Annotated in this window: 19 protein-coding genes; 8 read left to right on the top strand and 11 right to left on the bottom strand. The window is 70.9% G+C overall.

Annotation, left to right across the window (positions count from 1 at the left end):
• Positions 1-88: 88 nt before the first annotated feature.
• A complete protein-coding gene (locus tag QJS31_RS04075; RefSeq protein ID WP_029931673.1) occupies positions 89-319 on the top strand; it encodes a mycoredoxin in 231 nt (76 codons plus the stop codon).
• An 83-nt stretch (positions 320-402) separates the two neighbouring features.
• On the opposite strand, the gene QJS31_RS04070 is transcribed toward QJS31_RS04075, so the two are convergent.
• The 5 genes from QJS31_RS04070 to QJS31_RS04050 all read right to left on the bottom strand — a co-directional run bounded on the left by QJS31_RS04070 (position 403) and on the right by QJS31_RS04050 (position 10,830).
• Complete coding sequence (locus QJS31_RS04070) at positions 403-840, bottom strand: DUF4189 domain-containing protein (protein WP_282784207.1); 438 nt, start codon at positions 838-840, stop codon at positions 403-405.
• 103 nt (positions 841-943) lie between these two features.
• Positions 944-1,852, bottom strand: a complete 909-nt coding sequence (nudC, locus tag QJS31_RS04065) for an NAD(+) diphosphatase (protein WP_282784205.1) — start codon at positions 1,850-1,852, stop codon at positions 944-946.
• Positions 1,853-2,047: 195 nt separating this feature from the next.
• Positions 2,048-3,100, bottom strand: a complete 1,053-nt coding sequence (locus tag QJS31_RS04060) for a TrkA family potassium uptake protein (RefSeq protein WP_282784214.1) — start codon at positions 3,098-3,100, stop codon at positions 2,048-2,050.
• Positions 3,101-3,151: 51 nt separating this feature from the next.
• A complete protein-coding gene (locus QJS31_RS04055; protein WP_306356119.1) occupies positions 3,152-6,721 on the bottom strand; it encodes an ATP-dependent DNA helicase in 3,570 nt (1,189 codons plus the stop codon).
• Positions 6,721-10,830, bottom strand: a complete 4,110-nt coding sequence (locus QJS31_RS04050; RefSeq protein WP_306356118.1) for a PD-(D/E)XK nuclease family protein — start codon at positions 10,828-10,830, stop codon at positions 6,721-6,723. The genes QJS31_RS04055 and QJS31_RS04050 overlap by 1 nt, the downstream gene beginning before the upstream one ends.
• 116 nt (positions 10,831-10,946) lie before the next feature.
• Between QJS31_RS04050 and QJS31_RS04045 the strand changes: the two genes are divergently transcribed.
• On the top strand, positions 10,947-11,732 hold the full coding sequence (locus tag QJS31_RS04045; protein ID WP_282785512.1) for an alpha/beta fold hydrolase: 786 nt from the start codon (positions 10,947-10,949) through the stop codon (positions 11,730-11,732).
• Positions 11,733-11,793: 61 nt separating this feature from the next.
• A complete protein-coding gene (locus QJS31_RS04040) occupies positions 11,794-12,111 on the top strand; it encodes an MGMT family protein (protein WP_282785511.1) in 318 nt (105 codons plus the stop codon).
• On the opposite strand, the gene QJS31_RS04035 is transcribed toward QJS31_RS04040, so the two are convergent.
• Positions 12,093-12,899, bottom strand: a complete 807-nt coding sequence (locus QJS31_RS04035) for a helix-turn-helix domain-containing protein (RefSeq protein WP_282785510.1) — start codon at positions 12,897-12,899, stop codon at positions 12,093-12,095. The genes QJS31_RS04040 and QJS31_RS04035 overlap by 19 nt on opposite strands.
• A gap of 139 nt (positions 12,900-13,038) precedes the next feature.
• Positions 13,039-14,904: a BTAD domain-containing putative transcriptional regulator gene (locus tag QJS31_RS04030; RefSeq protein WP_282785509.1), complete on the bottom strand. Its 1,866-nt coding sequence runs from the start codon at positions 14,902-14,904 to the stop codon at positions 13,039-13,041.
• 223 nt (positions 14,905-15,127) lie between these two features.
• Between QJS31_RS04030 and QJS31_RS04025 the strand changes: the two genes are divergently transcribed.
• Together QJS31_RS04025 and QJS31_RS04020 are read left to right on the top strand one after the other, a co-directional pair.
• Positions 15,128-15,430, top strand: coding sequence for a hypothetical protein (locus QJS31_RS04025; RefSeq protein ID WP_282785508.1), 303 nt, complete (start codon positions 15,128-15,130; stop codon positions 15,428-15,430).
• Positions 15,427-17,910, top strand: a complete 2,484-nt coding sequence (locus QJS31_RS04020; RefSeq protein WP_306355940.1) for a LuxR C-terminal-related transcriptional regulator — start codon at positions 15,427-15,429, stop codon at positions 17,908-17,910. The genes QJS31_RS04025 and QJS31_RS04020 overlap by 4 nt, the downstream gene beginning before the upstream one ends.
• Before the next feature lie 31 nt (positions 17,911-17,941).
• Here QJS31_RS04020 and QJS31_RS04015 read toward each other — a convergent pair whose 3' ends face one another.
• A complete protein-coding gene (locus tag QJS31_RS04015) occupies positions 17,942-19,810 on the bottom strand; it encodes a glycoside hydrolase family 15 protein (protein ID WP_282784537.1) in 1,869 nt (622 codons plus the stop codon).
• Positions 19,811-19,983: 173 nt separating this feature from the next.
• Between QJS31_RS04015 and QJS31_RS04010 the strand changes: the two genes are divergently transcribed.
• Positions 19,984-20,547, top strand: a complete 564-nt coding sequence (locus QJS31_RS04010; protein ID WP_282784535.1) for a potassium channel family protein — start codon at positions 19,984-19,986, stop codon at positions 20,545-20,547.
• A gap of 92 nt (positions 20,548-20,639) precedes the next feature.
• Positions 20,640-21,374, top strand: coding sequence for a VOC family protein (locus tag QJS31_RS04005; protein ID WP_282784532.1), 735 nt, complete (start codon positions 20,640-20,642; stop codon positions 21,372-21,374).
• Positions 21,375-21,448: 74 nt separating this feature from the next.
• On the opposite strand, the gene QJS31_RS04000 is transcribed toward QJS31_RS04005, so the two are convergent.
• Genes QJS31_RS04000 through QJS31_RS03990 form a run of 3 tightly spaced genes read right to left on the bottom strand, consistent with a single transcriptional unit; the run spans position 21,449 to position 22,745 of the window.
• Positions 21,449-21,805 (bottom strand): WhiB family transcriptional regulator, encoded by a 357-nt coding sequence (locus QJS31_RS04000; protein ID WP_372341498.1) that lies wholly within the window; start codon positions 21,803-21,805, stop codon positions 21,449-21,451.
• Positions 21,784-22,224 carry a hypothetical protein gene (locus tag QJS31_RS03995; RefSeq protein ID WP_282784528.1) on the bottom strand — a complete coding sequence of 147 codons (441 nt, stop codon included), beginning with the start codon at positions 22,222-22,224 and terminating at the stop codon, positions 21,784-21,786. Before QJS31_RS03995 ends, QJS31_RS04000 begins: the two co-directional genes overlap by 22 nt.
• Before the next feature lie 38 nt (positions 22,225-22,262).
• A complete protein-coding gene (locus tag QJS31_RS03990; protein WP_282784526.1) occupies positions 22,263-22,745 on the bottom strand; it encodes a hypothetical protein in 483 nt (160 codons plus the stop codon).
• A gap of 284 nt (positions 22,746-23,029) precedes the next feature.
• Between QJS31_RS03990 and QJS31_RS03985 the strand changes: the two genes are divergently transcribed.
• Positions 23,030-23,911 (top strand): alpha/beta fold hydrolase, encoded by an 882-nt coding sequence (locus tag QJS31_RS03985; protein WP_282784524.1) that lies wholly within the window; start codon positions 23,030-23,032, stop codon positions 23,909-23,911.
• The last annotated feature ends 17 nt before the right edge of the window (positions 23,912-23,928 follow it).

Genomic DNA, 23,928 nt, shown 5'->3' with positions numbered 1-23,928 from the left:
ACCGCGCGGACCCGTCGCACCGCGGCGCTCCGGGAACAGGCTCCGTACCCGGCGCGTTGCACGACCCGTGACTGCAACGGACCTGACCATGTACTCGACGACCTGGTGCGGCTACTGCCGCCGACTCCGGAAGCAACTCGACGAGGCGGGGATCACGTACGAGGTGATCGATATCGAGGAGAATCCCGCGGCGGCCGAATTCGTCGGCAGCGTGAACAACGGCAACCACGTGGTGCCGACCGTGAAATATCGGGACGGGTCCACCGCCACCAATCCCAGCCTGGCCGCCGTGAAGCAGGCCCTCGCCGCGATCAGCTGATCCGACGCGCACCGGGTTCGGCGCGGACGGTCCACGAAAAAGCCGCACATCCCGAACGGGATGTGCGGCTTCGCGCTACCGGGTCAGTCGGTGCAGACCGATTCCTTGATCACACCGCGTTCCGGGCTGGAACTGCCGGTGAACGGGAACGGCAGCGGCGGCTTGACGGCCGCCAGCTTGTCGAGCGCCGCCCGCTCCGCCTCGGGACGGGTCACCCCGGTCCCCCCGTGGAAGCGCATCGTGTCCTCGCTCATGGCGACCGCACCGCAGCCATTGGCCCAGCTGGCCAGCACCTCACAACCCCGGTAGCCGCATTCGGCGAGCGCGGCCTGCTCGGCCGACGCCCGGTCCGGATAGTTCCAGGCCGAACCGTAGGAGGTGAAGTCGCTGAACGCGCCGACGGCGATGGCACCCCAGTATCCGTCCGGGCCGGGCTCCGCCGCAGCGGTGCCCATGCCGACGGACGTGAGTGCGGCCGCCGAGACAACCAGACTCATGGCGGCCTTACTCAGAAAACCCATCGAAAAATCTCCCCATCAGAAAACGGCTTCCGACGTGAAAGCCGTTCCAGTGATCTTGACGGGGATTAGTCCTATTTGTCCAACAAGTTCCGAATAGTGGGAATCAGCCTGCGGCAGCCCAGGATTCGACAATCGTGCGCGCGATGGAAATCGATCCCGGCAGCAGCAACCGCGCATCGCCGCCGCCACTGCCCCACGCACCGGCCGCCAGCGCCTCGCGCACCTCGGCGCGGGTGAACCAGTGCGCCTCGGCGATCTCGCCGTCGGAGAAATGCAGCGGCTGGTCGGGATCGGCCTGCGCGGCGAAACCCAGCATGAGCGAGCGCGGAAACGGCCACGGCTGCGAGCCCAGGTAGCGGACCTCGCGCACATCGACGCCCACCTCCTCCTTGATCTCGCGCTCCACGCACCGCTCCAGGGATTCCCCGGCCTCCACGAAACCGGCCAGCAGCGAGAACAATCCCTCCGGCCAGGTGTGCTGGCGGCCCAGCAGCACCCGGTCGCCACCGTCGTGCACGAGGCAGATGACGGCCGGGTCGATGCGGGGGAACTCCTGATGGCCGGAATCGCTGGTGCGCGACCACCCGGCGTTCGACGCGCGCGTGGGCGTACCGTCGTGCGCGCTGTAGCGGGCCTTGTCGTGCCAGTTCAGCAGGGCGATGGCAGTGGAGAGCAGGCCCGCGCCGAAATCGTCGAGATCCAGCGTCGCCCCCACCGCACGCAGATCGGTCAGCTCACCCTCGATCTCATTGTCGCGCACCGCCCACAGGTGGAACTCGCCGTCCACACCCAGGAACACCGCATGCGGCGACGGCTCGGCCGAGAGCGTCACCGCCTCCTCCAGCACCACCGCATTGCCCTCGACGCGCACCTGGCCGCGCCGGTTCATGCGCACCAGCTTCGCCCGCCCCCACCCCTCCTTCAGGGCCTGCTCATCGGCGCGGAGATGCTCCGCCCGATCGAGCGCGGAACGCGAGAGCACGGGCACGGCATTGAGATCAAATACGGACACAGCGTCTATTTTGCCCTTCGCTTCGCTCCGGGCGGATTCGCGGCGAGTTGACCGGCCGGATATCCAGTGCGCCCGCCGACCCAACCGAGAATGTGCCCGAGCGCAAGCACACCGCAAGGGGCGATCGTGGAGCTGTTCTCATTCTCAAACCAGCCGCCGCGGCTCTCGCGCCCGAAGGCCGCGGGCCTGTGTCACTCAAGCGCGGCGGAGGTAGAGGAGTTTGTCGGCGGTTTCGAGGGCGTCGACCTCGGGTTCGCCGACGCGGATGAGCTGGCCTTCGCGGACCACGCCGAGGACGATATCGCGGAGGTGGCGGGGGGAGCCGCCCACCTCCTCGGGTTCCACGTCGCGTTCGGCGATGGCGAAACCGGCCTCGGGGGTGAGCAGGTCCTCGATCATGTCGACGACGCTGGGAGTGGTGGTGGCGATACCGAGCAGGCGACCCGCGGTCTCCGAGGACACCACCACCGAATCCGCGCCGGACTGGCGCAACAGGTGGGTGTTCTCGGCCTCGCGGATGGAGGCCACGATCTTGGCCTTGGGGTTGAGTTCGCGGGCGGTCAGGGTGACCAGGACGGAGGTGTCGTCGCGGTTGGCGGCGATCACGATCGAGGCCGCGTTCTGCACACCGGCCAGCCGCAGCACATCGGACTGGGTGGCCGAACCGTGCACCGTCACCAGGCCCGCGTTGGCCGCGCGCTCCAACATGTCGGCGTCGGTGTCGACGACGACGATCTCGGCGGGCTGCACGCCGTCACCGAGCATGGCGTCGACCGCGGTGCGGCCCTTGGTGCCGTAGCCGACGACCACGGTGTGATTGCGCACGGTGTGCCTCCATCGCTGAATCTTGAAAGCCTGCCGGGACCGTTCGGTCAGCACGGACAGGGTGGTGCCGACCAGGACGATCAGGAACAGCACCCGCAGCGGGGTGATGACCAGGATATTGACCAGCCGGGCCTTGTCGGTGACGGGCGCGATATCGCCGTACCCGGTGGTGGACAGCGACACCGTCGAGTAGTACAGCGCGTCCATGAGGGACAGCTCACCGTCGGTGTTGTCGTTGTAGCCGTCGCGCCCGACGTAGACGACGGTGGTGGCGATGGCCAGCAGCAGCACGGCCATACCGATCCGCCGCCACAGCAGCCGCCAGGGACTGGTCTGCGCCTCCGGGATGCGCAGGACGCCCACCAGGGCGAAGTCGGGGCGCTCGGTGAGTCTGCCCAGGCCGGGCGAGGAGTCACCGAACATGGAAACCACCGGCCCATCCGAAAGCGTCTAGCTGCGGCACAGGACGGCAGACTACCGGTCCGATCGGCGGGATGTGATGTCCGGACGGGGCGCGTCCGGAGATCGTTCCGTGTCCTCCGGTGTGTCGGGCTCGGGGTCGAGCGGTGCGGCGGCGCCGATGAGTCCGGCCAATTCGCCTGGGCCGGGCAGATGTTCGGGGGCGATGGTGCGGCCGGTGCGCACGTAGTGGAAGGCCGCTCCGATCCGGTCCAGCATCTCGGCCTCGGTGGCGCCGGTGCGCTGGGCGAGCAGCCGTGCCCAGGCCACACGGTAGACGGCCAACTGCACGGCGACGGCGGCCTCCTCGGCGGGCTTCGGTTCCGCGCCGGTCTTCCAGTCGACCACCACCCAGCGACCGTCCGGTTCCCGGAACACGGCGTCCATGCGACCGCGAAGGACGGTGCCCGCCAGTGTCGTTTCGAAGGACACCTCGACCTCGACGGGATTGCGGTCGGCCCACGGCGAGGCGAGGAACGCCTCCTGGAGGCGCACCAGGTCGGCGTCGGTGTCGCCGGTGTCGGACGCGCCGGGGAGTTCGTCGACGCCGAGCAGGCGCGACGCCCCGAACCAGCGTTGCAGCCAGGCGTGGAAGGCGGTGCCGCGACGAGCGTACGGACTGGGCGGATACGGCAGCGGACGCCGCAGCCGGGCAGCCAGTTTCGCCGGATCGGCCTGCAGGTCGACCAGGGCGGTGGCGGGCAGCTGACCCGGCAGCTCGACCTCCCGCGTGGCCTGCGCGGCGGCGGCGTGCTCGGCGAGCAGCGCGTCGACATCGGCCGCCCAGCCCTCGGGGTCGGGGTCGTCGGAGTCCGATTCGCCCGCAACGGTTTCGATGTCGTCGGATAGGTCGGCGAACGGGACCGTCGTCGGCTCGGCAGCAGCGGTTGCGCCGGAACGGAGGTCGAGGCCGAGGTCCAGTTCGGCTTGGATGCCCCGGGCCGCGCGGCGCTGCTCCTCGCGCAAGTCGGCGAGGGCCGCGCGGACCAGGGCGGCGGCGTGTTCGATATCGGCGCGGCGCTTGCCGAGGGGGTCGCGGGGCCAGGTGGCGGTGGGCGGGTTGTCGGTGAACGGGTTGGGGGTGTCGGGGGGAGGTGGATCGTCCCAGCGGTCGATGCGCACGGCGCGGGCCAGCGTGCCGGGCTGTTCCGCCGCGCGCGCCAGGTCGAGCAGGAAGTCGGAGGGACCCTTGGGCTTGGAGCCGGTCTCGGCCCAGTGGTGCGCCGAAACGAACAGGGCGCGTTCGGTTCTGGTGAGGGCCACGTAGAAGAGGCGGCGCTCCTCGTCGAGTCGGCGGGCGGCCAGTGCCTTCTTGTGGGCATCCAGGGCGCGTTCCAGATCGGCGCGATCGTGGATATCGGTGAGGTCGAGCACCGGGACACCCTCACCGGCGTCGTCGCGCTGGCGGTCCCCGCGCAGCGTGGTGGGGAGTTCCGCGAGCGCGCCCATCCAGGTGGTGGTGCCGGTGCCGGACGGGAAGGTGCCGTCCACCACGTGCGGGACCGCCACCACCTCCCATTCCAGGCCCTTGGCGGCGTGCACCGTGAGCACCTGCACCCGGTCCCGGGCGACCTCGACTTCGCCCGGCTCCAAACCGTTCTCGACCTCCTCGGCGGCGGCGAGGAAGGCGAGCAGCCCGGTCAGCGAGGCGCGATGGTCGGCGGCGTAGCCGGAGACCACCTCGGCGAAGGCGTCCAGATGCTCTCGGCCCGCGCCCGCCCCGGCGGCGGCGCGCCGGGCCTGGGTCTCCACGCCCACCCCGATGGTGCGCTCCACATCCGCGACCAGTTCCGGCAGCGGCTGTCCGCTCCGCTCGCGCAGGGCGGTGAGTTCCGCGCCCAGGGCTTTGATCCGCGCGCAACCCTGCGGCGAATACTGTTCCGCCGCACCGGGATCGGCAATGGCGTCGGCCAGGCCCGCCTGTTCGGAGGGCTCCGGCGCGACCTCGCGCAGTGCGTCGTCCAGTGTCCCGGTGTCGGTGATGGCGGCCTGCTGTCCGGCAGGCTGTCGAATGGACAGCTCTCGGGCGCGCCGGGACAGGGCAGCGATATCCGCGACGCCGATGCGCCAGCGCGCGCCGGTGAGGATGCGGATGGCCGCGCTGCCCGCCGACGGGTCGGCGATCAACCGCAGCGTGGCCACGACGTCGGCCACCTCGGGCGTATGCAGCAGCCCGCCCAGCCCGACGATCTCCACCGGTAATCCCCGCTCCCGCAGGGCCTCCGCGAGCGGGGCCGCATCGGCGTTGCGGCGCACCAGCACCGCCGAGGTGGGCGGCTGCGCACCCAGGTCGGCGGCGGCCTCCCATTCGGCCGCGATGCGTTCGGCCACCCACTCCCGTTCGTCCGCGACCGTCTCGGTGAGGGCGAAGGCGAGCACGCCGTGGGTGGCGTCGGGCCGCGGGCGCAGGGCGTCCACGGTGACGCCCCCGCCCTCCGCCGCCCGCCGCCGCAGCGGATCGGCCACCAGATTGGCCAGTTCCAGCGCCTCCGGCGGGTTGCGCCAACTGGTGAGCAGCGGCAGCACCGGCGCGGGAATGCCCGGCGCACAGGGGAAGTCGGTGGCGAAGCGGGGCAGGTTGGCCGCCGACGCGCCGCGCCATCCGTAGATCGACTGCATGGGATCGCCCACCGCGGTCACCGCGAGCCGTCCGCGCTCGGCCGGGTCGTCGTCGTGATCGGGTCCGATGCCGCCGAAGAGGGCGGCCAGCAGGATGCGCTGGGAGTGGCCGGTGTCCTGGTATTCGTCGAGCAGCACCAAGCGGAAGCGCTCACGTTCGGCGACCGAGACCTCCGGATGTTCGGCGGCCAGCCGGGCGGCCAGGGACATCTGCGCGCCGAAATCCAGTGCGCCGCGGCGGCGCAGCTCCTCGGCGAGCCGTTCCACCAGGGGCAGCAGCGAGATTCGCTCCTCCTGCACGGCGAGCAGGTCGAGCAAAGCCTTCTTGGGTCCGCCGCGCTGCTTGGGGCCCGCGGGCAGGGTGTGGATGAGGCGGTCCAATTCCCGGTGGGCGTCCCGCAATTGGTCCGGCCGCACCAGGTGCTCGGCCAGCTGCCCGGACAGCGCCAGCACGGCCTCGGTGACCGAGACCGGGGTGCGGTCGATGTCGAGGTCGCCGTCCCAGGTGGAGACGAGCCGATAGGCCAGCTGCCAGAGCTGGGTCTCGCTGAGCAGGGTGGCGTTGGGTTCCACCGGCAGCAGCAGGCCGTGTTCGGTGAGCAGCCGGCCCGCGTAGGAGTGATAGGTGCTGATCTCCGGTTCGGAGCCGGTGAGCAGGGCGCGCAGGTGCCCGGTGGGGTCGATATCGCGCACCAGCGGGGCTCCGGCGAGCCGGGCCAGGCGGGTGCGGATGCGGGTGGTCAACTGCTGGGCGGCTTTTCGGGTGAAGGTGAGGCCCAGCACCTGTTCGGGTTCGACCAGGCCGTTGGCGACCATCCACACCACACGGGCGGCCATGGTTTCGGTCTTGCCCGCGCCCGCCCCCGCCACGACCAGGGTCGGACCGGGCGGGGCGGCGATCACGGCGGCCTGCTCGTCGGTGGGCGGGGGCAGGCCCAGCGCGTCGGCCAGTTCCCGGGGGGTGATCACTCGTCGGTCACCTGCCGACCGGTGTCCTGCACCGGGCAGCTGCCGGAGACCTTGCAGTGGCGGCAGCCGTCATTGCGCATGGCGAGGTAGCTGGGGCCGCGGGTGGCGGCGGCCGCGTCGTGGATCACGCCGCGCCACCGGTCGATTCCCGCCTCGTCCAGGGGCGGCTGCGCACGCTGGGTGGCACCCTCCCTACTGGACGGCTTGGCCACGTAGACCAGGCGGGCGCCACCGGGTTCGCCGTCACCGAGCGCGCCCTCGGCGGCGGCGACCTGATAGGTCGCCAGCTGGGCGTGGTCCTCGGCGGCCTGTTTGGAGATGGGCGTCTTGCCGGTCTTGACATCGACGATCACGAAGCGGCCCAGGGCGTCTCGTTCCACGCGGTCGACGCGGCCCTTGATGCGCACCGGCAGTTCGTCGGGGCCGCGCGCGGGCAGGGTGAGGTCGATCGGCACCTCGACGCCCAGCGCGGTGAGTTCGTCGCGGGTATTGCGCAGCCAGGCCAGGAAGGTGTCGACCATGGTCTCGGTGCGGCGCAGTTCCTGGCGGGAATGCCAGTTCTCGCCCTCCCGGGAGCTGGGGTCGACCTTCTTCCACGCCTTGGCCAGTGCCGCCTTCACCTGCGCCTCGTCGACCTGTCCGGCCAGGGCCTGCACCAGGGTGTGCACCAGATTGCCCTTGAGAGCGTGCACATTGTCGCCGTCCTGGCCGCCGTGGCGTTCCAGCGCCCAGCGCAGCGGGCAGGTTTTCAGCTGGTCGACGGTGGACGGGGAAAGACCGACGGCGCCGTCCTCGATCTCCCACAGCGGATGCCCGGAGCTGAGGTCGGCGGTGCCGTACCACTCGTCGGGGTGTGCGCCGCGCACGCCGGCGGCGGCGAGGCGGGCCAGTTGGCGGGCGGCGCGGTCGGCGCGATCCGGATCGGAATCGGGATCGCAGACGGCGCCGCGTAATTCGGCGATGAGGGCGTGCATGGCGAGGGCGCGACCCGGATCGACCGGGGCGGGGATGCGGCCCGGCGCACCGTGGTCGGTATCGGCGTCGAGTTCGGCGAGGAAGCGCGACGGGGTGAGATCCTGGTCGCCGGTGACGGATTCGACGGCGGTCACCAGCAGGGAACGGCGGGCCCGGCCGCAGGCGACCAGCAGCAGCCGCCGCTCCTCGGCCAGCAGGGGCGCGGCGCGGCTGAGACGTTCGCCGGTATCCCCAACTCCGGCAATGACATCCACCAGCTCCTCGACGCCGAGCAGGGTGCCGCGCGGGCGCAGGTTGGGCCAGATGCCCTCCTGCACACCGGCGACCGCGACGGTATCCCATTCGCGTCCCGCCGCGCCGTGCGCGCTGACGATGGTGACGGCCTCGCCCGGATCGGTGTGCGGTGCGCCGTCCTGCGGAATCTCCTGCTGTTCCAGGTATTCCACGAAGCCCTCGACGGTGGCGTGCGGCAACCGGTCCACATACGCCCCGGCCGCCTCGAACAGCCCGACCACCGCGTCCAGATCCCGGTCCGCCTGCATCCCGACCGCTCCCCCGCGCTCGGACTGCCCCACCCACCGCCGCTCCAGACTCGATGCCGTCCACACCGCCCACAGCGTCTCCTCCAGCCCCTCCCCGCGCCGCCGCGCCGCGCGTCCCCGGCCCACGGCCTTCAGCACCCGCCGCAGCGGCGCGGACTCGACGTCGGTGAGCCGCCCCAGAATCGCCCGATCCCCCACGCCGATAATGAGATCCCGCAGAATCTCCGCCGAGGATCGATCGAGATCGGCGAACCGCTCCGCCTCCTGCGCACCGTCCAGCCCGGTGGCCTGCCCGACGCTGACATCTTCCCGGCCGCCGGATACTGCCGCCCCGGCGCCTGGCCGCACCTCGTTCGCCCACACGAGGCTCTCCGACAGGGGACTCTTCGACACCGCACCTTCCGATGTGCCGCCCTGCGCGTCCCGCACGCTATCGCTCGGTAGCGAGCTGTCACCTACCTGCGCTTGGGCAGTCTGCGCCAGGGGCGCAGGGTGGGCAAGCGCAGCCGCGCGCCCCGAGGGCGCAACCTCATCGGAACGCGGCACCGAGCCCCGCCTCGTCGTCGAGGCGCTCGCCGATTCCGCATCGCGCGATGCGGTGTTGTCCGAGCCGTTTCCCTGTGCACCAGAAAAACCGGAATCGTCCGGAGCGGAAGCGTTCCCGTCGGCATCCGGCTCGGCTCGGCGGGTGGGGTGGCCGAGTTCCAGGACCGAACGGCGGATGCCGCGGCGCAGGCGGCGCAGGCTGATCTGGTCGGCGCCGCCGAGCGGACCCGCGAGCAGATCGAGGGCGTCGTCGGCGGTGAAGGCGTCGGGGCGGGGGCCGGGGTGGCGGCTGGGGTCGCTGGCCATGATGGCGCGCAGGGTGAGCAGCGCCCACGCCGCGCCGCGCCGGCGGGCGAGCGGGACCTCCGGCGGGGGCTGGCGCACGGGGACGCCCGCCGCCAGCAGGGCACGCCGCAGGGGTGCCAGCGACAGCGGGATGGAGCGGACGATCACGGCCATCCGGGACCACGGGACGCCGTGGGTGAGGTGCGCGCGGCGCAGGTGGTCGGCGATGAGAGCCGCCTCCTTGGCCGGAGTGGTGAGGACGTGGACCCGCACCTCACCCTCGGGGGCCGGAATGTCGCCACTGCGGCCGGACTCCCGCGCACCGGGTCCGGCACGGTGACCGGCACCCGTATCCGCGGTGCGGGCCGTATCCGGGTACGCACTCGCCGCCGCGTCCGACGCGGCAGCACGGTCGTCTCGCGCGCCGACATCCCGGTCCGCGGGAATCCCATTGAACGGCAAGGTATTCGTCTCGGAGTCGGTCGCGGCCGCCGACCCGGCAGACCCAACCGGGCCCGGCCCGGCGACCCACCCGGTACCCGGCCCGGCGGCTCGGTCGGTACCAGGCGCAGCGACTCGGTCGGTCGCGGGGCCGGCCGGTGTGGTGGCCGGTGCGGAGTCGCGGGCCGCGTCGGGCTCGGTGGCGGGGGCGGCGACCACGCGCAGGGCGACCGGCGGGGTGCGGTGGACGCCGGTGCCGGGGAGGCGGGCGGTGATGCGAGCCAGGGCCTCCTGGATGGCGGGGGCGCTGCGGTGGTTGTCGCGGAGGATGACGCGGCGGTCCTCGGGTGCGCCGGGGTCGGCGGCGAAGCGGGCGTCCGCGCCGCGGAAGGTGAAGACGGACTGGTCCGGGTCGGCGGCGATCACCGTGGTGGCGGGGCCGCTGCCGATGGCGCGAACCAGTTGGGCCGCTTGCGGATCCAGGTGCTGGGCGTCGTCGACCAGCAGGTGCCGGACGCGGTCGCGTTCGGCGGCGAGCAGCTCCGGGTCCAGCACCAGGGCGTCCAGCGCCGCGCCCACGAGTTCGGCGGCGTCCAGGGCGGGAGCGCTGGCCTCCGGGGTCTCCATGCCGACCGACCAGCGCAGCAGCATGGTCTGCTCGTACCGTTCGGCGAAGCGGCCCGCGGCCACCCACTCCGGATGCTGTTGGGTGCGCCCCAGTTCCACCAGGTCTTCGGGTCCGAGTCCGCGTTCGGTGGCGCGCAACATGAGATCGCGCAACTGTTCGGCGAAGCCGCCGGTGGGCAGGGCGGGGTGCAGTCGCTCGGGCCAGTACTTCGCGCCGTCCAGGAGTTCTCCGCGCAGCAGCTCGCGCAGCACGATGTCCTGTTCGGATCCGGTGAGCAGCCGCGGCGGCGGATTGCCGTGCGCCGCCGCGTGCGTGCGCAGCATGCCGAAGGCGTAGGAGTGCACGGTGCGCACCAGCGGCGCCCGGGTCGCGCCCGGCACCCCGCCCAGCTCCGGAGCCAGCGCGGCGATGCGGAGGGTCAACGCGTTGCGCACCGCGGTGGCCGCCCGTTTGGAGTAGGTGAGCACCAGCACCGACTCCGGATCCTCGCCCGCGCTGATCCGGGTCGCCGCCAGATCCACCAGCAGCGCGGTCTTGCCCGTCCCGGGACCGCCGAGCACCTGCCACGGCCGCCACCCCGGCTCCGGCCCCACGCCGTCGAACAGCTCCCGGACATCGGCGTCCCACTCCGGGGAGTGGGACGCGGTCTGCACCCGGCGTACCAATCGCACCGAGCTATCCGATCGCATCACGCGGGCTATTTCAACAGACGCCCCCGACACCATTGTTTGCCCGGTCTTCGCCGAGTGTTCTCGCACACTCCGCCGACCCGGCACCTGTCGTACCCGCCCGGCAGAATGGGGCGGTGGCCGATCTCCAGGTATATCGTTTCGGGCCCTCGACAGGGCCGCTCGTGTTGGCGCTGCACGGCCTGACCGGGCACGGGAACCGCTGGCGGGCGCTGGCCGAGGAGCAGTTGCCGGAGGTCCGGATGGTGGCTCCGGATCTGCGGGGACACGGGCGATCGACATCGCTGCCGCCGTGGGACTTCGAGACCATCGTCGCCGATCTCGTCACCGTGCTGACCGGCGAGACCGGCAAACCCGCGGTGGCGGTCGGGCATTCGTTCGGCGGGGCGGTGGCGATCCATCTGGCGCGCGCCCGCCCGGATCTGGTGCGGGCGCTGGTCCTGCTCGATCCGGCCATCGGCATCGACCCGGTACTGCTGCGCGACATCGCCCGCAGCACGCTCGAGCATCCCGACTACGAGAGCGTCGAGGCCGCGCGGTTCGACAAGTTGGAGACCGCCTGGGCCGAGGTGGAACCGCGGTTGCTGGACGCCGAACTGGCCGAGCACCTGGTGCCCACCGGCGGCGGCCGGGTCGGCTGGCGGCTGTTCGCTCCGGCCATCATGTCGTACTGGGGGCAGCTCGCCCGTGATTTCGTGCTGCCGCCCGCAGGACTGCCGACCGTCCTGGTACAGGCCGCGAAGGTGCGTCCCCCGTTCGTGCCGCCCGCGTTCCGCGCCGCGCTCACCGAGCATCTGGGCGACCGGCTCACGGTGCACGACTTCGACTGCGACCACATGATCTCCCTGGCCCGGCCCGCCGAGACCGCGGCGCTCATCCGCACCGCGCTGACGACCACGTGACCGCGCGGGCGCGGACCTCAGCAGCTACGAAGGAATTCCGACACGACCGGGGGCGCATGCGATGGCGACGACCGATGCCGAGATCGAACGAGTCCGCGAGCTGGTGGCCCTGATTCCGCCCGGCCGGGTGGCCACCTACGGCGATATCGCCGCGGCGGCGGGCTTGTCCACGCCGCGCACCGTCGGCTGGATCATGCGCACCGATTCCGCCGACCTGCCCTGGCACCGGGTGCTGCGTGCCGACGGCCGCCCGGCTCCGCACCTGGCGGGTCGGCAACTCCGACGCTTGGCCGCGGAGGGGTGCCCGATCCTCGACGACCGCGTGGACCTGCGCCGTGCACGCTTCGATCTCGCCGGCGATCAGTCCTCGGGCGACTGATCCCGATCGGTCGCGATCCCGAGGAACACCTGCACGCTCTCGGAGCGGTCCGGGAAGTCGGCCCGGAACATCTGCACCGCCACCGTGCGAGGGCATTCGGTCTCCGGGTCACGCAGGTGCAGCAGCGGCCGGTCCCGGCCGTAGGCTGGAATGCCCTCGTCCCAGATCCGCCGGAAGAACTCGTAGCGGCCCAGATCCGCGAGCAGCTCGCTCGCGGCGACACCGGTCCCGGACCCCGCGATGAGGCCGCGCAGCCAGCGCACCAGTAGGCGGGTCTCCTGCTCCCATTCCACCAGGACCCGCCGCGCCGATTCGTCACCGAGCAGCCAGCGCAGCATATTGCCGTCGTCGGTGATTCCGGGAAAGGCCCGCGCGAAACTGCCGTTGCAGGCGAGCACATTCCATCCGATGTCGAGGTAGGCGGCGAGGTTCGGTTCGTGCAGGACGAGTGCCTGGCGCAGGTCGTCGCTGAGCCCGCCGCGCAGCTCGTCGGCGGTAACGCGCTCGCGTACGTCGAATCCGGCGAGATCGAGCAGATACCGATACTCCACGGCGGAGAGCGGGCCGATCTGGTGCAGACAGCGCACCAAAGCCTGGAGCACTTCCTGGGTGGGGCGCTCGCGATTGCCGTTCTCCAGATGGGTGATGTAGCTCGCGCTCACCCCGGCATTGAATGCCAGCCTTTCGCGGGAGACCCGACGATTGTCCCGCAACCGCCGCAGTAAGTTTCCCAGTGTCGGCGGCTGCACCTCCCCCGCTCTGTCGACGCACCCCGAATTCGCTGCCATGGTTCTCCTCCGTCACGACCCATCGCCAGTCGTACCTAGATATAAGTCACCCGTATTTACTTGTCCACTAAGAGTTTTCACGGTATAGCGGCGGTCGGCCGGTAAATTTTCGTGGCAGTACAACGCAGAACACTTCGAGCTACCCCCCGGAGCCGCGTTGCGGAAGGCTTGCCCGCGCGGCGGTCCGCCGCTCCTGCGAAATTCCGTACTCGAGGACCTCCCGAATCAGGGAGTGCTCGAACCCGATTCGCCCGCCCGGGTCGAAGCGGATGACTCCGGCAGCCTGCGCGGCGGTGATGCGGTCCAGCAGCGCGGTTTCCGAGCAGCCGAGCAAGGCCAGCAGTCCGGCCACGTCGGCATCGTCGCCGAGCTGGGCGGCATAACGCAGCGTCCGGACCACCTCGGCGGGCAGCCGCTCGATCCGGGCGCGCACGATGTCGCGGACACGCGGCGGCAATTCGCGAATGTCGCCGTGCTGTGCCGCGATTCCGGCGAGTTCGCGCACGAACAGCGGATTGCCGCCGGTGCGTTCGCGCAGTGCGGCGATGGTGGCGCGATCCACGGCCGTCCCGCCGGCCGCCCGCACCATGCGCGCCACGGTATCCGCGTCGACCCCGCCCAGTTCCTCCCAGGACACGGTGCGGTCGGCCAGCGCGGTCACGGTGGCGCGCAGTTCCGGACCGGCCTCGGCCGGGCGCAGCGTCAGGACCAGCAGGACGGGCGCGCGACGCAGCCACGCGGTGAGCAGGCGCAGCAGGTGCAGGGTCACCGGGTCGGCGTGGTGCAGATCCTCGAGCACCAGGGCGACCGGCCGGGCGGCCGCGACCGTCCGGCAGCGCTGCGCGATCGCCCGTGCGACCTCGAAATAACGTGCCGACGAGAGCGATTCGGCGAATCCGGCGGGGCCGTCCAGGCTCGCGGCGATATCGGCCCAGGCCCGCGCGGGCGGCCCACCGTCCACACAGCGACCGGTCGCCACGATCCACGATCGCCGCCGCAGCTCGGCCGAGACCGACTCCGCCAGATACGTTTTGCCCATGCCCGCCGCACCGGCCAGCCACACCGGGCGGGCTCCGCGCGCCCAGGCTTCGGCGGCGGCCGCGAGCACGGCGGCGTACTGCCGCGGGTACCCGGTGTTCTCACCGCCCGAGACGCCTCGATCCAGCGCCGAACCAGGCTCCGCGGCATCCGATTTCGCGATCGGACGAATCACCGGACCGAACTCGAGCGCATCGGCCTGGTTGAGGATGGCCGACTCCAGGTCCCGCAGCCGCCGCCCCGGATATACGCCGATCTCCCGCACCAGATATTCACCGGCGCGCCGCAATGTGGCCAGCGCCTCCGCCTGCTGACCGAGCCGGTACTGCGCGATGGCCAGCAGGCGCGCGCCCTCCTCCCGACCGGGTCGCTGGTCCAGCAGCGGCCGCAGCCCGGTGACCACCTCGGTGGGCCGGTCCAGCTCGAGCGCGGCCTGGGCGCGCAGTTCGGCGGCCAACAGGCGCAGGTCGGTGAGCCGGTCGGCCTCGCCGATCGCCCATCCCGCATCCGGGAACGATTCCAATGCCGCACCGTCCCAGCAGGCCAGCGCGGTATCGAGCAGTCGGCACCGGTCGGCCGGGGCGACGCCGATCCCCGATTCCCGGAGCCGGTCCTGGTAGGCGCGCAGCAGTGCCTCGAAGTACCAGGCGTCGACCTGTTCGACCGGGAGTCGCAGCGCGTAACCGCCGCCCTCGGACACCAGTACGGTGGCCGGCGCGCGCCGATGACGTCGCGGTTCGAAAACCGTTCGCAGCTTGTGGATCTGGACTTGGAGCACGGCGGCGGCACTCGGTGGCGGAGCCCCCTCCCAGATGTCGTCCACGAGCCGGTCCACCGACAGAGCCCTGCCGTGCGCCACCACCAGCCGTCCGAGCAGCGCACGCGGAAGACGACCGCGAATGGTGACGGGCATGCCATCGATCGCGACATGCAGCGGCCCCAGCACTCGTATCCGCCGATCGTTCATCACTTTTCCGGCCCGCCAAGTATTCTCACGCATTCGAGGCCGCAACTCGGCCGTTTGCTGAATATTAACGATTTGCCGAACTGCCAAGTCGTACTGTCCCGTTGGCGTGTCGCGGGCAATTCTCGAAATCACATCCGTGGAAGTAATCCCTTGTCCGCCCGAATCTTTCAGAGAGAACCACACAGAAAGTCACCGAGAAGCCGAGAGCCGGAAACTGTCTGTCATGCGTGAGAACGGCTTCGCCGCCACACTGCTCGGTTATCTGTCCGACCTCACCGAAACCATTGCCCGGCGCATCGATCGAATAGTGATCGCCCGCGCGTTCGCTCCCCAGGAGTCCGACGCTCCCGACGGGCTGTACCGAGACCGCTTCGGTGCGCTCTGGGAAAAGCATGCGGACGGGTGGCGACTGTGGTTGCGATCCGGCGCGGCTCTCGAAGTGCTCGCCTCCGAGGCGGATATCGCCCGCACCCTGCGCAGTTTCGCGCCCTTCACCCCGGTGGCCGTATGGCTGCGGCGCCGATGAGCGACGCGATCACCAGCGACCGGATCACCGCGGACTTGTCCTATCCCGCCATCGATCGGCCCGACCTGTACGACCGGCTCGATGCCGCCACCGCGCCCGGGGGCCGGGTGGTGCTGCTCAGCGCGGCGGCCGGAACCGGCAAGTCCGTCGCCGTCGCGGACTGGATTCGCCGTCGGCCGCCAGCGGCCGGTACGACCGTCACCTGGGTGGACGTCACCGAGCCCGCCGCGGATCCCTGTGCCGCGCCGCGCGGTTCCGGCGGGCCGAGCCTGCTGGTCGTGGACGATGCCCAGCGAATCACCGATCCTGCCGCACTGGCCGCATTGGAAGCGCGACTGCGCCGACTGCCGGGCACGATGACGGTCGTGCTGTGCGCCCGCATCGACCCGGCGCTGCCTTGGCACGCCTTGGAACTGCGCGGACGTGTCACCCGGATCGGCGCCGCCGAACTGGCGCTGACCGTGGCGCAGACCCGGGCATTGTGCGCCCAGCACGGCTACCACCCCGAGGACGGCGAGCTGGCGGCGCTGCGGGAGTCGACCGGCGGCTGGGCGGCACCGACGCGAATCCTCGCCGCGCGGCTCGCGCTCGATCACCCCGCGGGGCGATCGGTCGCGGACCTGCGCACGCATCCGCCGCGAGCGCTGTCGGATTTCCTCACCCGGGAGGTGCTCGATCCGCTGCCCGCCGAACTGCGCCGATTCCTGTTGTGCACCGGCGCCCCCGCGGCGTTCACCACCGAACTGGCCGCGGTGCTGGGTGGACCCTCGGCACAGCTGCTGCTGCGGGAGTTGGAACGTCGCAATATTCCGATCACCCGAATCGTCCGCGACGACGGTCTCTGGTTCGAGCACCACCCCCTGCTGCACGCCCAGCTCCGTGCCGAATTGCCGCGACTCGGCGCGGAACTCGTCGCCGAGCTGGATTCGCGGGCCGCGCGGTGGTTCGACGACGCCGGCCTGCCGCTGCCGGCGCTGCCGCACCTGCTCGATGCCACCGCGACCGACCGCCTGGCCGACTGCCTGCGTCGGCACGGCATGACAATGGTGCTGGACGGCGACGGTCCCACCCTGTTCGCGCACCTCGACCGCGCGCGGCCGGAGCTGTCCGGCGATCCCTACCTCGCGCTGCTACGCGCGGTGGACGCGCTGGGTCGCGGCGACACCACGCCGCCGGCATCGCCGCCCGACCGGCACGGCGCGACGTCGGTGGCGCCCGCCCCGTGGCTGGCCCCGCTGGCGCGCGCGGCCGATATCGATATGGCGCTGCGCACCGACCGCCCGGTGGGCAGGCAGGTCGCCGCGCCGACCACCGGCCATCTCGATCTCGACTGCTATCTCACCGTGCACCTGGCATCGGCGCGCGTCCTGCACGGGGACCGCGAGGACGGGGAAGCTCGCCTCCGGCACGGGCTCACCCTGGCGACACGCGCCAACCGCCCCGGGCTGGCGCTGCGGGCGGTGACCGGTCTGGCCGTCGCGGCGGGCCGCGCCGACGCGGTGGGAACCATGCGCGATCGCGCCGCCAAGGCCATCGCCGTCGCGGCCGAGCACGACCTGGATCGGTCCGTCGACGCCCTGCACGCCACCGGCATGGCCGCCTTCGGAGCGTATCTCCAGGGCGAGTCCGGGCCCACCGACCAGACCGAGGCACTGCTGGCAACGCTGGAGGACGCCGACGGCACCCCGCGGCCCGCGGCCGGGTGGTCGGCCCATGTCGTCGGGCGGCTGCTGGACTTCCATCGGGGACCCGAGCGGCACACCGCCGCCGAGGATCTCCGCTCCGCCATGCTCGCGCTGCTCGAGCGCGGCGGTCCGCTGCCGGTGCCGGGGCGGCGACTGTTGCTGCCGGTGGTGTGGGCGCTGTTGACGGTGCGTGAGCCGCGTACCGCGCGACTGCTGGTGGAGTATGCCCGCACCACCCGCGGCGACGAACCCGAGGTGGCGCTCGCACAGGCGGCGCTGGCACTGGTCGCGGGCGGAGCCGCCGCGACGCTGCCGATGCTCGCGGCGGCGCACGAGCGGAGTGCGGAACTCGCGACCACCGAGCGGACGACCCTGTGGTTGCTCGACGCGGTCACCGCGGCCTTGACCGGCGCTCCGCACCCGGCCGGGGACCGGCTGCGCAGCGCCGTCGAACTCGCCGCGCCGGAGCAGCTCGTACGGCCCTTCCTGGATGTTCCCGGGGTGATCGAGATGTTGGACGACCGAGCCGGAACCTTCGGGCGCAGAGAAGATTTCGTGAACCGCATCCGTCGGCACCCCGGGATCGGCCGCACGGCGGCCGAGCCGCCGCTGACCGCCGCCGAGATCACCGTCCTCACCCACCTGCCCTCCGGGCGCACCGCCCAGCAGATCGCCGCCGATCTCGGGGTGTCGGTCAATACCGTGAAGACGCACCTGCACCGCCTCTACGCCAAACTCGGGGTCAACTCCCGGATGGACGCCATCGGCCGGGGCCGCCGCATCGGTCTGCTGTGAACGCCGCCCGGTCCCGGACGCCGGAGAGCGGTCAGCTGTCGCGCACGCCCGCCCCGACCGGATCCACCCGCTCGTCGCTCTCGCCGTGATCCATGGCGTGATCGAGCGCGAGCGCGGCATCGATCAGCGACAGGTGGGTGAACGCCTGCGGGAAGTTGCCGAGTTGCTCACCGGTGAGCGCGATCTCCTCCGCGTACAGGCCGACATGGTTGGCGTAGGTGAGCATCTTCTCGAAGACCAACCGTGCCTGCGCGATTCGCCCGGCCCGCGCGAGCGCCCCGACGTAGCCGAAGGTGCACAGCGAGAAGGTGCCCTCGGTGCCGCGCAGCCCGTCCGGTGCGGCGAGCGGATCGTAGCGGTACACCAGGCTGTCGGTCACGAGTTCCGCGCCGATCTCGTCCAGCGTGGACAGCCACTGCGGGTCGCGAGGTGCGACGAACCCGACCTGGGCCATACGTAGCAGCGACGCGTCCAGCACATCGGAGTCGTAGTGCTGGACGAAGGCCCGCCGGTGCGGATTCCAGCCACGGTGCCACAGTTGCTCGTAGATCCGGTCACGGTGGCGCTGCCACAGTTCCACCGGACCCGGCAGACTGTGCTCACCGGCGAGCCGGACGGCGCGGTCGAAGGCCACCCAGCTCATCAGGCGGCCGTAGGTGAAATCGGCACGGCCGCCGCGGGTTTCCCAGATCCCCTCCTCAGGCTGATCCCAATTATCGGCAAGCCAGCCGAGCAACTCGACCACATCGTGCCAGCCCTGGTGCCCGATCCGCAGGCCGCGTCGGTCGGCCTGGTAGACGCTGTCCAGCATCTCCCCGTAGATGTCGAGTTGCAGCTGGTCGGATGCGTCGTTGCCGATGCGGACCGGATAGGAGGCGCGGTAGCCCTCCCAGTGGTCGATGCTCCGCTCGGTCAGATCCCAGGAGCCGTCCACTCGGTACATGATCTTCATCGGGCCGCCGTGGGCCCGGTACCGGGCTCGCAGCCAGCCGGCGAAGTCCTCGGCCTCCTCGGTGAAGCCCAGGGCCAGCAGGGAATACACCGAGAACGAGGCATCCCGGATCCAGGTGTAGCGGTAGTCCCAATTGCGTTCGCCGCCGATCTGTTCGGGCAACCCCGCGGTCGGAGCGGCGACGATGCCGCCGGTCGGCGCGTAGGTGAGCAGTTTGAGCGTGATGGCGGATCGGTGCACCATCTCCCGCCAGCGACCCCGATAGGTGGAGCGCGCCAGCCAGGTGTGCCAGAACCGCACGGTGTCGGCGAACAACTCCTCGATCTCGGCCACCGGGACGGCGCGCGGAGTGAGTGCGGCGCCGGACTCCACCACCATGCCGCGCACCTGCCCCGCCGCCAGCACGATCGAGCCGTGCACGCGGCCGCCCTCGGCGACCTCCATCCGTACCAGCGGCCAGTCGGTGGGATCGCGCACCGCGTGCACCGTCAGGGCGGTTTCGCCGCTGTCGAAGACCGCGCCGTTCTCGAGGACGTGGGTGGTGTGCGGACGGCGTCCGTAGTCGAAGCGCGGCACCATATCCAGTTCGAACGCGAGCTGCCCGCGCACGCAGCGCACCATCCGCACCAGCCGGTGCCGGTCGGTGGCGACCCGGTCGGTGATGGGCGGCATGAAGTCGACGACCTCCCCGGTACCGGTCTCGGTCAGGAAACGCGTGATGAGGACCGCGGTATCGGGGAAGTACAACTGCGTGCTCCGGTAAGGCTGCCGGGCGGGGCGGATCCGGCAGTGCCCACCCCGGCGGCGGTCCAGCAGCGAACCGAAGACGCTCGGGGCGTCGAAACGCGGCAGGCAACACCAGTCGATGGTGCCGTCGAGGGTTACCAGCGCGGCGGTCTGCGTATCGCCGATGAGACCGTGATCGGCGATGGGTGGGTAGTCGTCCACAGGTGCTCCTTGTCGAGTGCGCGGTCGTGTGGGCGGGTGACGACTCCGCTGTCACCGGCGTCCCCGTCACCGTGGCACCGGCCGTCGCCCGGTGTGTCATCCGTTCGAGGTGAATCACCGGGCGCGGGGTTGGGCGTAGCGTCGAATCAGATTCCGAGCGGAGGAGCCGTCAGGTGTCGAACGAGGAAGTGCCGCCCGCTGTCCCGGCCGAGCAGTGGCCCGGCGACGCGTGGCGCGCGCTGCTACCGCCGCTGCTCACCTCCACGGTGCTGTTGCTGGCGTATTTCCTGCTGCCCTTCACCGGCGTGATCGCGGGTCGCGCGCTCGTCGCGCTGGTGATCGGCGGGCTGCTGGTGTGCGTGACGCTGGGCTGGGAGTTGCGGCGAGTGCTGCACGCCGAGAATCCGCTCGCCCGCGGCCTGGAGGGGTTGGCCGCGGTGTTCGGGCTGCATCTCGTCGGCTTCGCCACCGTGTACTCGATACTCTCCGAGGTCGATCCGGCCAACTTCAGTGAAGCGCTGACCCGGCTGGACGCGCTCTACTTCTGCGTGACAGTCTTCGCGACGGTTGGTTTCGGCGATATCGTGGCCGACTCGCAGCCCGCCCGCGCGGCCGTGCTCGTGCAGATGATCGGCAATCTCGTGCTGATCGGGGCGGCGCTGCGGCTGTTCACGCATGCGGTGGACCGGCGGCGACGACAGCTGGACCGGCGGGAGCCGAGTGATCCGAGCGGGTGAGCTGATCGTCGCGGGCCGTCATCCGGCCGTTCGGCGATGACATCCGACGAAACCCGATACGCGCCACCCCCTGCGGCGGTTACCGTGGATTCATGTCCACCCGTCTGGCATGCGTGGTGTTCGATGCGACCGAGCCCCGGTCGACGGCTCGATTCTGGGCGGAACTGCTCGGCTGGGAGATAACGCTGGACCGGGCCGCCGAGGTGGACGTGGCCGCGCCCGATCCGGACGGGGTGGAGGTGGCGCTGACCTTCCTGGCGGCCCCGCGACCCAGGGGGACGAAGAACCGCATCCACCTGGACCTGGCCAGTCGGTCGCTGGATCATCAACGGGTGCAGGTGGATCGGGCGCTGTCGCTGGGCGCGCGGCGGCTGGATATCGGGCAGGGCACGGTGCCGTGGACGGTGCTGGCCGATCCCGAGGGCAACGAGTTCTGCGTCCTCGAGCCGCGTGAGCAGTACGTGGACACCGGCGCGGTGGCCGCAATCGTGGTGGACACCCGAAACCCGTTGCGGCTGGCCGATTTCTGGTCTGCCGCCGCCGGATGGCCGCTCACCCACGACACCGCGCGCTACGCCGGAATCCGCTCGGCGACCGGGCAGGGCCCCTGGCTCGAGTTTCTCCGCACCCCGGCCGTGTGCCCCGACCGCGGCCGTCTGCACCTGGATCTGGTCGCCTTCCCCACCGACGATCCGGCCGCGGAGACCGCTCGGCTGCGTGCCGCGGGTGCGACACCGATCAGCTCCGGTGACGAGAGCGATGCCCCGGTGGTCCTCGCCGATCCGGAGACCAACGAGTTCTGCCTACTACGAGCGCCCACCGATTGACCACCGGGCGGTCAGCGGCAGAGATCCCGGCATCGGACCCCGGCCGCCTCCGGCCCCGAACGCCGCCGTCGACCTCAGGCCGCCTCGCCCTTCTTCAGCCGCCGTCGCTCCCGCTCCGAGAGCCCGCCCCAGATGCCGAAGCGCTCGTCCCGGGCCATGGCGTATTCCAAGCACTGCACGCGCACCTCGCAGCCGGAACAGATCCGCTTGGCCTCCCGGGTGGAGCCCCCCTTCTCGGGGTAGAACGCCTCCGGATCGGTCTGGGTGCACAGGCCGCGCTCCCGCCAGCCCGTATCGTCGAATTCGGCCTTGTCCGCGAGAGCCTCGAACGCGGCGTCGAACTTGGTGAACATCAACTTCATGGTGTGCCTCCAAGCATGCGTAGCGACAGCGGTGGTTTTCGACGGGACTACTGGCGGCCCATGGCGCAATCGGCGACCGCGCTGAGCGGGCGGGACTGCTCACCGGCGGCGAAGATGCGGCGGGCGTGCACGGCGGCCGGAGTGGACGACCAGGGCGCGAGCGCGGTGGTGAACATGAGCTCGCACCAGGACAGCGCGGGCACCTCCCCGCCCGCGAGCGTGCCCAGCAGCGACATCTCGGTGTCGTGGTCGGTCCAGGCGGCGAGCAGCCAGGCGGCGTCGAGGCGGCCGAGGAACTCCTCGGCATCCTCCGGCGGGCCGTTCGGGGCGTCCACGGCGAGGTGGACGACGGCGGAAACGGCGTGGCGCATACGGGCATCCAGTCCGATGCCGTTGTGCAGCAGCAGGCCCTCCAGGGCCTCCCGTAGGCCCGCGCCGTGATCGATTCGAAAATCGGTGCGGCGCTCGGCGGTGGTGAACTCGAACATGACGTTCCTTTCGCAATAATGCACGTAGGAATTGAAAATCAAGGTAGACAAGAGGTTTCGGCCTGACGCACCGGAATTCCGGATGCGGTCCGCGCCGCGGTGGCCCGGTATTCCACGAGCGCCGCCAATGTTCCCGGTTGCCAATCCCGGCGGCCGGGTACCCGGCACCAGTCTCGGGCCGGATTGTCGGAGGTCGAGAACAACCGCAGTGTCATTCCCGCCATGGTCGCCATGCCGAACAGCACCGCCGCGTCCACCTCGCGATCGGAAACGGTCAGCCCTACATCGGCCTGGCGCAGACCGGTTTCGGCGCACGCCCGCCCGGCCAGCCACACCGCGCGGGACGCGGCGGCCATACCGGCGGCCACCCGGGGGCCACGCGGATGGGCGTGCTCGTAGTCGGAATAGGGTCCATACCACAGGGCGGTACCTTCGCCATCACATACCGCGAACGTTCCGGATCTCGGATCCCCCGCGGCGGCGACCGCGATGTGCGGCACCAGCCTGATCATTCTCGACATCGGTGACTCGCTTTCGAAACACGGCCGCCCCGCAAAAAGATGACGTGACCGCCCGGATCATCGAAATGCATTCTGGTGAACCGCTTCTGGTTGCGGCTTCAATGCATGTGATTGATCTAAAAGCGACAAGACCGACTTGTCCACCCGCAGCTCAGGTTTGAGCAAACCCCTAGCAGTACCCACACTGACCAGTGGTGGTACCGATGCGAGTAGCCACTCGAAGGAGAACCGCACTCTGCCGGCAAACACTGTCGCGCACCGCGTTCAGACCTTACGGTCTCCTCATGCCATATGTGCACTCGGGTTCGGCAACCGTCCACTTCCGCACGTCAGAGGTATCGGGACCCACCCTGGTGGGCGCGCACGGATTCTTCCTGGACGGGTCCGCGTTCGAACCGCTGCGCAAACCCCTGGCGGCGGCCGGGATAAACCTCGTCACGATCGACGCGCGCGGCCACGGCCGCACTCGGACACCCGACGGTGAAATCTTCAGCTACTGGGATCTGGCCGCCGATATCTTGGCGGTCCTGGATGAACTCGATATCGACGAAGCCGTGATCGGCGGTATGGGCCAGGGCGGATGCTCCGCATTGCGCCTGGCCCTCGCCGCACCGCACCGGGTTCGCGGCCTGGCGCTGATGGACACCGAGGCGGGTGAGTGCACACCGGCGGAATTGGCCTGGTACCGCGTATTCTTCGAACGCTGGTGCGGAAGTGAACCGCTCGCACCGCTCATCGCGGAATTGGCCCCGCAGCTCATCGGCGGCCAGGACCCGCGCGCCTGGCGGGAATGGACGGTGCGCTGGAGCGAATCCGATCGCACGGCCGTGGGCGCGGCGGCGCGATGCCTGATGGATCGCCGCTCACTCCTGCATCGACTGCCCGAGGTCACCGCACCCGCACTCGTGTTGCGCGGCAGCCACGACGGCGTCAGCACCGCGCAGAAATCGGAGGCACTGGCGGCGGGGTTGCCGGGAGCCGACGGCGTGGTCACGATTTGCGGCGCCGGGCACGGCGCGATGTGGACACATCCGGAATCGATCGCACCCCTGCTGATTCAGTTGGTACGCCGGGCGGAGGGCGAGATCGATTCCGTGCGGACGCCGCGCACCGCGCCGAGCCGGGGTGCGCGAGTCGCCGTGCCGCCCGCCGCCATCGCCATGTGACGCGCGGCCGCGGCCCA

The organism is Nocardia sp. CC213A, assembly GCF_030766805.1.
Lineage (GTDB): Bacteria > Actinomycetota > Actinomycetes > Mycobacteriales > Mycobacteriaceae > Nocardia > Nocardia otitidiscaviarum.
Note: the sequence above shows the minus strand (reverse complement) of the source record. Positions and strands in the feature narration are given on the sequence as shown.

Excerpts from the sequence above, each read along its gene's own strand:
- QJS31_RS04005 (WP_282784532.1), top strand. The coding sequence starts at position 20,640 with ATGTCCACCCGTCTGGCATGCGTGGTGTTCGATGCGACCGAGCCCCGG.
- QJS31_RS04050 (WP_306356118.1), bottom strand. The coding sequence starts at position 10,830 with ATGCGATCGGATAGCTCGGTGCGATTGGTACGCCGGGTGCAGACCGCG.
- QJS31_RS04030 (WP_282785509.1), bottom strand. The coding sequence starts at position 14,904 with ATGAACGATCGGCGGATACGAGTGCTGGGGCCGCTGCATGTCGCGATC.
- QJS31_RS03985 (WP_282784524.1), top strand. The coding sequence starts at position 23,030 with ATGCCATATGTGCACTCGGGTTCGGCAACCGTCCACTTCCGCACGTCA.
- QJS31_RS04075 (WP_029931673.1), top strand. The coding sequence starts at position 89 with ATGTACTCGACGACCTGGTGCGGCTACTGCCGCCGACTCCGGAAGCAA.
- QJS31_RS04025 (WP_282785508.1), top strand. The coding sequence starts at position 15,128 with ATGCGTGAGAACGGCTTCGCCGCCACACTGCTCGGTTATCTGTCCGAC.
- QJS31_RS03995 (WP_282784528.1), bottom strand. The coding sequence starts at position 22,224 with ATGTTCGAGTTCACCACCGCCGAGCGCCGCACCGATTTTCGAATCGAT.
- QJS31_RS04060 (WP_282784214.1), bottom strand. The coding sequence starts at position 3,100 with ATGTTCGGTGACTCCTCGCCCGGCCTGGGCAGACTCACCGAGCGCCCC.
- QJS31_RS03990 (WP_282784526.1), bottom strand. The coding sequence starts at position 22,745 with ATGTCGAGAATGATCAGGCTGGTGCCGCACATCGCGGTCGCCGCCGCG.
- QJS31_RS04040 (WP_282785511.1), top strand. The coding sequence starts at position 11,794 with ATGGCGACGACCGATGCCGAGATCGAACGAGTCCGCGAGCTGGTGGCC.
- QJS31_RS04035 (WP_282785510.1), bottom strand. The coding sequence starts at position 12,899 with ATGGCAGCGAATTCGGGGTGCGTCGACAGAGCGGGGGAGGTGCAGCCG.
- QJS31_RS04020 (WP_306355940.1), top strand. The coding sequence starts at position 15,427 with ATGAGCGACGCGATCACCAGCGACCGGATCACCGCGGACTTGTCCTAT.
- QJS31_RS04070 (WP_282784207.1), bottom strand. The coding sequence starts at position 840 with ATGGGTTTTCTGAGTAAGGCCGCCATGAGTCTGGTTGTCTCGGCGGCC.